A 9,704-nucleotide genomic window follows, 5' to 3' on the forward strand; every position below is an offset into this window, starting at 1 on the left:
TACTGCCGCAATGCTCCGCGTTCGTCGACCACTGCTCGTAGAGTGCGCCATGTCTGAGAGCGAGTCAGTCGCATGCTCGTTCTGCGAGATATTGAGCGGCCGTGGAGGAGCGAGCGTCGCCGCTAGCAACGAGCTGGTTGTTGCCTTCATGGACGCCTGCCCCGTCGCCCCTGGGCAGGTGCTCATCGTGCCCCGGCGACATGTTTCGTCGCTGGATCGAGCAGCATGTTCCGCACGTGCACATGCTCTGATGGACCGGACGTGCGCAGCGGGGCACTCCGGTGCACTTCGATGGGGCCTTCGCCGATGGCTCGGCCGTGGGCAAGCGGGATGAGCCGAAGGCCACGGACACGCTCTCTCCCTCCGCCGAACCCGGCGGCGGCACGCGGCCGTGTATTCCAGTGCCCTCATCACGTGCTCGCTCGGATAGTGGCTGTGGATGCCCAGCGGACGACGGATGTCCTCGCCGTGCACGTACGCCTCCACCAGGGTCGCCAACCGTCCAGATGGGGTGTCCGTGCGCTCTGTCACCACACGGAACGCGTTCAATGTTTGAGGCGGGTCGCTGGCCTTGTGCTTCGCCACCCCATCATCGTTCGCGCGGTCGAAGTCGAAGCGGGCGGTGACCATCTGACGCACGAATCCGAGTCGGGTCGTGACTGCTGAGTCGATCGGCCTGCCAGAAAGCGGATCGATCACTCATGCAGTTCCCCTTTCAGCTCTACGCGACAGGCTCACAAACCCGCTGTACTCCCGCTGGTCGCTCCTTCCGGAGGTGCGTCCTTCCGGCGCGTATACGACAGTGGAGGCCCCGGGCGGCGGTCAAGACTCTCAGGCGGGGAACACGCCGCTGGAGAGGTAACGGTCGCCGCGGTCGCAGACCACGAAGACGATCGTCGCCCCCTCGACATCCTCGGCCACCTGCAGGGCGCTCCAGCAAGCGCCGCCCGCGGAGACACCGCCGAAGATGCCCTCCTCGCGGGCCAGCCGGCGGGCCGTCTCCTCGGCGTCAGTCTGGGTGACTTCCACGGTCCAGTCCACCGCTGACGGATCGAAGATCTTCGGCACGTACTCCGGTGGCCAGGCGCGGATCCCGGGGATCTTCGCGCCCTCCGCGGGCTGTGCCCCGACGATCTGGACACCGGGGTTGCGCGACTTCAGGAACCGCGAGACCCCGGTGATCGTACCGGTGGTGCCCATCGCGGACACGAAGTGCGTGATCCGTCCGTCGGTCTGGCGCCACAGCTCCGGGCCGGTGCCGTTCTCGTGGGAACGGGGGTTGTCCGGGTTGCCGAACTGGTCCAAGACCCGGCCTCTACCCTCCCGCTCCATCCGCGTTACGACATCGCGGGCCTCTTCCATGCCGCCCTCTGCCGAGGTGAGAACCAGGTCGGCTCCGTATGCCTTCATCGTCTGGATCCGCTCGGTGGAGGCGTTTTCGGGTATCACGATGACCAGTGGGTAGCCGCTGATCGCCGCCGCCATTGCCAAGGCGATCCCGGTGTTGCCGGACGTGGCTTCCAGCAGGGTGTCGCCGGGGGAGATCTCCCCTCGCTTCTCGGCGCCCCGGATCATGCTGATCGCGGGCCGGTCCTTCACCGAGCCGGCCGGGTTGTTCCCCTCCAGCTTGGCGAGCAGCACGTTGCCGCGGCGTTCGTTCTCCGGCCCCGGAAGGCGCTGCAGACGCACCAGCGGGGTGTCGCCGATGACGTCCTCCATCGTGAGGTACGGCCCAGGGTTGCTCACCCGCCGGAGTCTACGGCGGCGGTCGCCGGAGAGTCGCAGCGCACTTGGCGGAGGTGCCGCGCAGGGTGTCCACCCACTCGATGATTCTTGCGGCCGACTCTGCAGGAGGCACCTCAACCGTGTCGAGAACGAGGTGCGGGTGCTGAGCGAGGAGCTTGCCGGCCACGTGGTCACCGTCGGCAGAGGTCATCTGCCATTCGGTCTCCATCTGTCTCACGTTGCCATCCGACCGCTCCACGCTCTCAAAGATGCCGATATAAGACGTCATTTCCGCTAGATCGTCGTGGGAGTCGAGAGCCCAGACGACGGAGAAGATCATGCAGCGCGTCGGGCGGTCACAGTTGCAGATGGAGGCGCACCGCTTCGTCGACCGCAGCCATGAGGCGAGGCGGAACCCGGCCTACTGCAGAACCGACCCGCTCGGCGGCGACCGAGCACACCTGCTCTGCCTGAGCCTTGGAGTCCACCCGCAGTCCTGTCTCCTCCGCTGGCAGCAACACCTGGAACGGGAAGACCCGCTCCACGTTGCTGGTGAGGGGCACCACGGTCACTACTCCACGACCCAGTCGTTGGGCCATGGTGTTCGCCCGGTCGTTGCTGACGAGCACCGCGGGGCGACGCTTGTTGGCCTCGCTGCCGCGCACGGGGTCCAGATCGACCAGAAGAATCTCACCGCGCAGCATCAGAGAGCCCGTCCGAGGATGCCGATGCCCAGGCGTCTTCCTCCCCTTCGACGGCCCACTCCTCCCAGGCGGCGGCATAGGCCGCCTCCAGCTGCGGGTCCTGCAGGCGGCGAATGGCCTGCTGCACGGCAGCCGACCTCGACTCAAGACCCGCTTGCTCGACATACCGGTCGAGGGCGGCGAGGTCCTCCTCGCTCAGACTCACGCTCAGCTTCATGGCCTGATCCTACCTAGGTAGGATCAGGCCGCTACCCTAGTAGCAGCATCGGTCCAGGCCGACGGATAGCCCGAGCCAGATGGGCCAGCGGGACGATGAGAACTCGCCCGTCGATCTGGAAGGGCTCGGTGTCATTGCGCATCGACGTCTTCGAGAAAGACCTGAGCGCGCCTCCCGCGCAGCGTGGTGGCGATGACACCGCGATGGATGATCACCACCTAGTCACTGCGCACGACGTAGTCGAAACCATCCGGACTGGGCATTCTCGGAGCCTAGTCAGCGCGCCGTGACCCGCGCCACGGGGACAGTCGAGGCGCGGTCCGGTCGCGTTGGGCTAAGTTGTCCACGGGCGGCAGGGGCCACCCCCAGCGAGCCTTCGCTGGTCCTCGTGCGGGAAGGGGAGGACCATGGCTGATGGCGCCGCGGGGCGATGCACGGTTCTCCTGGTTGCCCCGTCTCCCACCCTGTCCGTCGGGCAGTGGCGTGCACTCATGGCGCAGGTGCCGGCGGCAGAGCACCCCCGGATCGATGGGCTTCGCCGCCCGCAGGACCGGCTCAACTCGGCGACCGGCTGGCAGCTCCTGCACCGCCTCAGCAGGTCTCACGGGACCACGCTGCAGCGAGGCGCTGACGGTCGACCACGCTGCACGCCGCCTGCGGATGTCAGCCTGTCGCACAGTGGGAGCTGGGTCGGCGTCGCGCTCTGCCCGGACGGACGAGTCGGGATCGACGTCGAGACGGTCCGCGACGTGTCACCGTCATTGGCCCGACGCGCCCTGTCGACCCACGAGCTGAGCTGGATCCACCAAGTCCCACCGGGGCGCAGTCGGGACCATCGGTTCTTTCGGCTGTGGACCGCCAAGGAAGCCTTCCTGAAGGCGACCGGCGTGGGCCTGACGAGCGATCCGAGAAGCGTGACTATCGACTGCACCGCCGAGGAACCGGTGTTGCTCGGGCAGGAAGAGGCCTGGACGTTCTCCGCCTCCGCCCCCGCGGACGGCGTGTGCGCGACGGTCTGCGTGGAACGGGCTCCGTGAGCACGGGCCGCACCCTCGTCGACCTGCTCCTGTCGGCGGCTCGGGACCAGCCGGATCAAGAGATCATCGAGGTCAACGGGAACGGCGAGGAGCGCGTCCATACCTTCGAGGAACTGCTCGAGGACTCCCTTCGCGTGGCGGGCGGCCTCCACCGGGCCGGGTTGACGCCAGGCACGGCCGTGATCATCCTCCCTGGCGATGGGTGGGACTTCCTCCCGAGCTTCTGGGGCGCCTTGGCTGCCGGACTGCTGCCGGTGCCGCTGGCACCGGCGCCGGAGAAGGTCCACGCGGTCTGGACGCACCTCGGGCATCCGCCGGTCATCGTGGACGACCGGCTGGCACCCCTCCTGCGGGGTATGGCGACAGCCGCCGACCCGGACGCGCTGCACCTCCTCGACCAGGCGTCGTTGCGGGCCGGCGACCCGATCCCGAGCGTGCATCGGGCCGACCCGTCAGAGGTCGCCTTCCTCCAGTTCTCCTCCGGCAGCACGGGGATGCCCAAGGGGGTGGAGCTCACGCACGCCAACGTGCTGGCCAACATCGAGCAGGCCAGGACCGCGGGGGCAGCCAGAGCCAGTGACGTCCTCGTGACCTGGCTGCCCTATTTCCACGACATGGGACTGATCGGCGCCCACCTCACCCCACTGGCGGTGGGGATGAAGCAGGTGAAGCTGGACCCTGCGGACTTCGCCAAGCGGCCCGCGTTGTGGTTCCAGACCGCGCACCAGCACCGGGCTACGTTGCTGCCCATGGCGAGCTTTGCCCTCGCGGTGACGCTGAGACGGGTGTCGAGCCAACAGGTCGCCGCGCTGGACCTGAGCTCGGTGCGCCTGGTGGGGGTCGGCTCAGAGCCGATACCCGTCCGGACGTGGCGCCAGTTCCAGGACCACCTGCGGCCGGCACGGCTGGACCCGCGTGCCCTCGTGCCCCTCTACGGCCTGGCCGAGGCCACGCTGGCGGTCGCCTTCCCACCCCTTGGGGAGCTGGCCGAGCCACTCGTGCTGGACCGGCGCGCGCTCGCGGCAGGCCGCGCCCTCGAGGTCCCGCGGCCAGAGGGGGCCCATGACGACGTCGGCGGCCGTGCTCGCGATCCTGCCGAGTTCATGGACGTGGGCTTCGCGGTCCCCGGAGGTGAGCTGCGCATCGTGGACGACGAGGGGCAGGAGCTAGGTGACTCGCTGGTGGGACACATCGAGTTTCGGGGCCCCAACGTCGCACGGGGTTATCAGGGACGTGCCGAGGAGAGCGCGGAGGTCTTTGTCGACGGCTGGCTGCGGACCGGCGATCTAGGCTTCCTCCGGTCCGATCGGCTCTGCGTGACCGGGCGCGCCAAGGACGTGCTCTTCATCAACGGGCAGAAGTTTCACGCCCACGACCTGGAGCAGGTCGTCGCGGCCACCCCCGGGCTGGCCCCCGGCAGGGTGGCCGTGGTCGGTGTCACCGAACCCGACTCAGGGCGGGAGCGGGTCGCGGTGTTCCTCACCTCGCGGGGCGCCGACATCCGCACGTTGGCCCAGACGCTCACGGCTGTGCGTGCAGGCGTGCGCGAGGCGCTGGCCTATGCGGACGTCCTCGTGCTCCCCATACCTGCAGACGACTTCCCGCGCACCACGAGCGGCAAGATCCAGCGAGGACGGCTCCGGGAGCGGCTCGCTGCGGGACGCTTCGCTGCCCTGGAACAGGAGGTGGCTGACGCCTGCAGTGCCACACCATCACCGGCCACGCTGTCGCCGGCTACGCCGAGGAGGTCCCGGCAACAGGTCGCGGAGCTCATCACCGACATCTGGGCGGGGGTCCTCGAGGTGCCGGCCGACACCATCAGCCCCGAGGACCGCTTCATGGCGATCGGTGGCTCGTCGCTGGCCGCCATGCAGGTCCTCGGCCAGCTCGAGGAGGCGTTCGGCAGCACCCTGGAGCCAGCCCTCCTCCGCGACTGCGCCACCGTCGCTGCGCTGACCGACCACCTGCTAGACCACGTCAAGGGAGAGAGCGCCCCGCGTCCCACACCCCCGGCACGACCCTCCCTCAGCGCTGCCGCCGGACCTGCCGCCGTCATCGCGATGGCGTGCCGCCTTCCCGACGCGGACACCCCGGAGGCGTTCTGGGACAACCTCCTCGCCGGCCGGGACAGCGTCACCGAGGTCCCGCCTTCCCGTTGGCAGCTGCCCGAGGGGGCCCGAGCCCGCTGGGGGGCGTTCCTCGACGACGTCGCGGGTTTTGACGCCGACTACTTCGGCGTCTCGCCGCAGGAGGCAGCGGTCATGGACCCGCATGCCCGCATCTTCTTGGAGGTCGCGCACGAGGCGCTCGAGCGGGCTGGCTACGCCGGTGCACGCCGCAAGGACCGCCGCATCGGCATCTTCGTCGCCGTCGGCGAGAGCGGATATCCGCAACTCCTGCACGACGCCATGGAGGATGGCCTCCCGCCCTCCCCAGCCGCCCTCGTCGGCAACCTGCGCAGCCTCGTCGCTGCGCGGGTGGCCCACCACCTGGACCTGTCCGGTCCGGCCCTCGTGGTGGACACAGCCTGCTCCTCAGCGCTCGTCGCCCTGCACCAGGCCCGACGTAGCCTGGAGGCTGGCGAATGCGACCTCGCCCTCGTCGGTGGCGTCCACCTCAACCTGACGTCGACCACCTACCGGCTCCTGGAGGCGGCGCAGGCGCTCTCCCCGAGCGGTCGCAGCCGCGCGTTCAGCGCTGGTGCCGACGGTTTCGTGCCCGGGGAGGGGGCCGCTGCGCTCGTGCTCGAGCCGCTTGCCGCTGCGCAGGCCGCCGGGGACCGGGTGCTCGCTGTCGTCAGGGGAAGCGCGGTGAACAACGACGGCCGCTCGTTGAGCCTGATGGCCCCCAACCCCCTGCTGCAGGAGGCCGTGATCACGGCCGCCTACCGCGACGCGGACCTCGACCCCGCCACCGTCAGCTATCTCGAGGCGCACGGGACGGGGACCGCGATCGGGGACCCCATCGAGGCGCGGTCGCTGATGCGCGCCTTCCCGCCCGGGGACGGGCCTCGATGGCTCGGCTCGGTCAAGACCAACGTGGGGCACCTGCTCAACACCGCCGGTATGCCGAGCCTGCTCAAGGTGGTGCTCAGCCTCTCGCACCGGCAGCTCCCGCCCTCCCTGCACTACGACGAACCCTCACCGCAGTTCGACCTCGAGTCCGCCGGCCTGGCCGTGGTCCGCGAGGCCCGCCCCTGGAGTGGCCCCAGCCCGCTGCGAGCGGGGATCAACGGCTTCGGGTTCGGCGGCACCAACGCCCACGTCATCCTCGAGGAGGCCCCAGACGAGCCACCGCGCGAGGACCTCGCGAGCCCGCCCACCGGTCCCCACCTGCTCACCCTCTCAGCTGCGTCGGAGAGCGCCCTCCGCGCCGCGGCCACCAACCTCGCCGCCTACGCGCGCAGCAACCCCGACCTCGACGAAGGGGACGTCGTGCGCAGCGCGAGCACGGCCCGAGACCACTCCCGCCACCGTCTCGCGCTCCCGGTCCAGGGTGATCTCGCACCTGCGCTCGAGAGCCTCGTCGCACGAGGGCCGGTCGGCTCCTCGGCGCGACGTCGGCCACGGGTCGTCTTCGTCTTCCCGGGGCAGGGGTCGCAGTTCCCGGGGATGGGCGTGGCGATGCACCGGTCGCAGGCGGCCTATCGCGGCACCTTCGAGGAGCTCTCCGCGGCAGTCGGTCCGCTCGGGCGGCAGAGCCTCCTTGGATGGTCCCTGGATGTCGACGCCGACCCGACGGAGCTGGCGGCGACCGCGGTCGCCCAACCGCTGCTGGTCGCGTTCGGGATCTCGCTGGCCGCACAGCTGCGCGCCTGGGGCGTGCGGCCGGACGCCGTGGTCGGCCATAGTGTCGGCGAGCTCACCGCCGCCGCGGTCTGCGGCGCGCTCGACCCGGTCGAGGCGGTCCGTTTCGCAGCCGCGCGGGGCAGGGCCATGCAGGACCACTGCGCTCCCGGCGCGATGGCTGCCGTCTCCGGCGCCGAGCTTGACGTGCTCCCGGTGCTCGAGGAGGCCGATGGTGAGCTGGCGCTGGCAGCCCGCAACGCCCCGGGCCAGCTCACCATCTCCGGGACGGTGGCTGCCGTCGAGACGGCGCTGCAGGCGTTGGCCGAGCGCGGGTGCCACGGTCGTCGCCTCAGCGTCTCCCGCGCCTTCCACTCCGCGATGATGGAGCCTTCGCTGCAGGCCCTGCGCGTCGCAGCGGCCGACCTCACGCCGGCACCGTCCCGGACGCCGCTGATGAGCACGGTGACGGGTGACTGGGCGCCGACCCTGGACCCGGACTATCTGGTGGAGCACGCGCGGGAAACCGTCCGGTTTGGACCCGCGCTGGACCGTCTCCTGCAGGAGGGCTTCGACACCTTCCTCGAGGTGGGCCCCGGCGCGACGCTCACTGCCCTGGTGACCTCGATCGCGCAGGCTCGGCATACCGACGGCTATCTCGCGGTGCCTCTCCTGGGTGGGAAGGCGCCGGACCCGGCTGCCCTGATCCGCACGGTGGGAAAGCTGTGGATGACGGGCGTGCCGATCTCCAGGCCCGATCTCACACCCGCCCGTCCGCGAGCCGAGGTGCCGACCTATCCCTTCCAGCATCAGCACCACTGGCTCCCGGAGGTGATCGACGCCGCGCCCACGAAGAGATCGGACCCCGCGCCCCTCTCGGCGCTCCTGCACGGTTTCGGGTGGGAGGACTCGCCGCTCCCGGCCGGCTCGGTGCTGCGCAGCGTGTGCCTCGTGGGCGCGCGTGACGAGATCGCCGAAGCTCTCGCCGACCGCCTGGTCCGACGCGGCCTGCGGGTGCACCACCGGGCTGTCGGCGCGCTCCACGAGAGCCCACCGGCGTCCGTGGTCGTCCTGCTCTGCGGTCCGGTGCTCGACCTCGACGTGCCCGCCGCGCTGGACGGGGTCGCGCGCGAGGCGACTGCGGAGATGTTGACCTTGTGCCGTCAGCTCGACGAGCGGCCCACCCCGCTAATCGTCGTCACGCAGGACGTGTCGGTCACCGGCACCGTGGTCGAGCGCGCGCGGCCGGGGCACGCGATCCTGGCTGGCCTGGCGCTGGCCCTGCCCGAGGAGAACCCCAAACAGGGCGTCCGTGTAGTGGACCTGTCCTCGCTCGACGACACGTCGGAGCGCCTCGACGCACTGGTCAGAGAGCTGGACTCCCCACCCGTGCCTTCCGGTGCGGAGTCGGTCGCCTGGCGTCGGGGGCGTCGGCTGACCAAGGTGCCGCTCCTGGGTGAAGCGCTGCATCCGGACCGCCCAGCCCGGCTGCGGGCCGACGGTCGTTATCTGATCACGGGCGGCGCCGGCGGCGTGGGTAGCGCCGTCGCGCGCTTCCTCGCCGGGCGCGGGCACCCCGAGATCTTCCTGACCGGGCGATCGCCTGCCGCACCGCCCGGCCTGCTGGACCAACTCCAGGAGCTGGGCGCCACCGCGCACTACGTGACGGCAGACCTGACGGTGGCCTCCGACGTCGACCGGCTGGTCGCAGGCCTCCCGACCTTGGATGGTGTCTTCCACGCGGCCGGGCTGGCCAGCGTCGGAGCACTCCGGTCCGTCACGGAAGAAGCCGTCCGCGAAGTCCTCTCCCCCAAGGTCAGGGGCACCGTGCTCCTGTCCCGAGCCCTCGACCGCCATGGGCGCCGGCCAGACACCTTCATGCTGTTCTCCTCCGTGTCCTCCGCGCTCAGCGGCTACGCCGGTGGACTGGGCTCCTACGCCGCGGCCAACGCCTTCCTCGACGCCTTCGCCGCCGCGGAGACCGCCTCCGGACGACCGGCCCAAGCGCTCAACTTCGCCGCCTGGGCAGACACCGGTATGGCGAGCTCGCCACTGCTCGCGGTGGCCGCCAGGACGCGGGGGGTGCCCCAGGTGTCGTGCGAGGCCGCGCTGGAAGCGCTGCACGACGCGACCTCTCTGGTGTCCGCGCAGCTCCTCGTGATGGACGCCGGGCAACGGACCTCGGCGGCACCAGCGCTGGAGGAGTCGGAGCCTGCTGCCCCGGTGGAGGAGACAG

7 protein-coding genes are annotated in these 9,704 nt (G+C 70.4%); 3 read left to right on the forward strand and 4 right to left on the reverse strand.

Features of this window, described 5'->3' with window-relative positions; all coding sequences use genetic code 11:
• Positions 1 to 49: 49 nt before the first annotated feature.
• Positions 50 to 334, forward strand: coding sequence for an HIT domain-containing protein (locus Q4P07_RS14375; RefSeq protein WP_368660282.1), 285 nt, complete (start codon positions 50 to 52; stop codon positions 332 to 334).
• 497 nt (positions 335 to 831) lie between these two features.
• Here Q4P07_RS14375 and cysM read toward each other — a convergent pair whose 3' ends face one another.
• The 4 genes from cysM to Q4P07_RS13065 all read right to left on the reverse strand — a co-directional run bounded on the left by cysM (position 832) and on the right by Q4P07_RS13065 (position 2,646).
• A complete protein-coding gene (gene cysM, locus Q4P07_RS13050; protein ID WP_368660283.1) occupies positions 832 to 1,719 on the reverse strand; it encodes a cysteine synthase CysM in 888 nt (295 codons plus the stop codon).
• A gap of 37 nt (positions 1,720 to 1,756) precedes the next feature.
• Positions 1,757 to 1,954, reverse strand: a complete 198-nt coding sequence (locus tag Q4P07_RS13055) for a hypothetical protein (RefSeq protein ID WP_303375352.1) — start codon at positions 1,952 to 1,954, stop codon at positions 1,757 to 1,759.
• 127 nt (positions 1,955 to 2,081) lie between these two features.
• Entirely contained in the window at positions 2,082 to 2,429 is a 348-nt protein-coding gene (locus Q4P07_RS13060; protein ID WP_303375353.1) for a type II toxin-antitoxin system PemK/MazF family toxin, read from the reverse strand.
• Positions 2,416 to 2,646, reverse strand: coding sequence for a ribbon-helix-helix domain-containing protein (locus tag Q4P07_RS13065; RefSeq protein ID WP_303375354.1), 231 nt, complete (start codon positions 2,644 to 2,646; stop codon positions 2,416 to 2,418). The genes Q4P07_RS13060 and Q4P07_RS13065 overlap by 14 nt, the downstream gene beginning before the upstream one ends.
• A 407-nt stretch (positions 2,647 to 3,053) precedes the next feature.
• On the opposite strand from Q4P07_RS13065, the gene Q4P07_RS13070 reads away from it, so the two are divergent.
• Together Q4P07_RS13070 and Q4P07_RS13075 are read left to right on the forward strand one after the other, a co-directional pair.
• A complete protein-coding gene (locus tag Q4P07_RS13070) occupies positions 3,054 to 3,683 on the forward strand; it encodes a 4'-phosphopantetheinyl transferase superfamily protein (protein ID WP_303375355.1) in 630 nt (209 codons plus the stop codon).
• Positions 3,680 to 9,704: type I polyketide synthase (locus Q4P07_RS13075; protein ID WP_303375356.1), on the forward strand; the 6,025-nt coding region annotated here is incomplete at its 3' end. The genes Q4P07_RS13070 and Q4P07_RS13075, both read left to right, overlap by 4 nt.

The sequence above is a fragment of the Ornithinimicrobium sp. genome (assembly GCF_030537745.1).
Lineage (GTDB): Bacteria > Actinomycetota > Actinomycetes > Actinomycetales > Dermatophilaceae > Ornithinicoccus.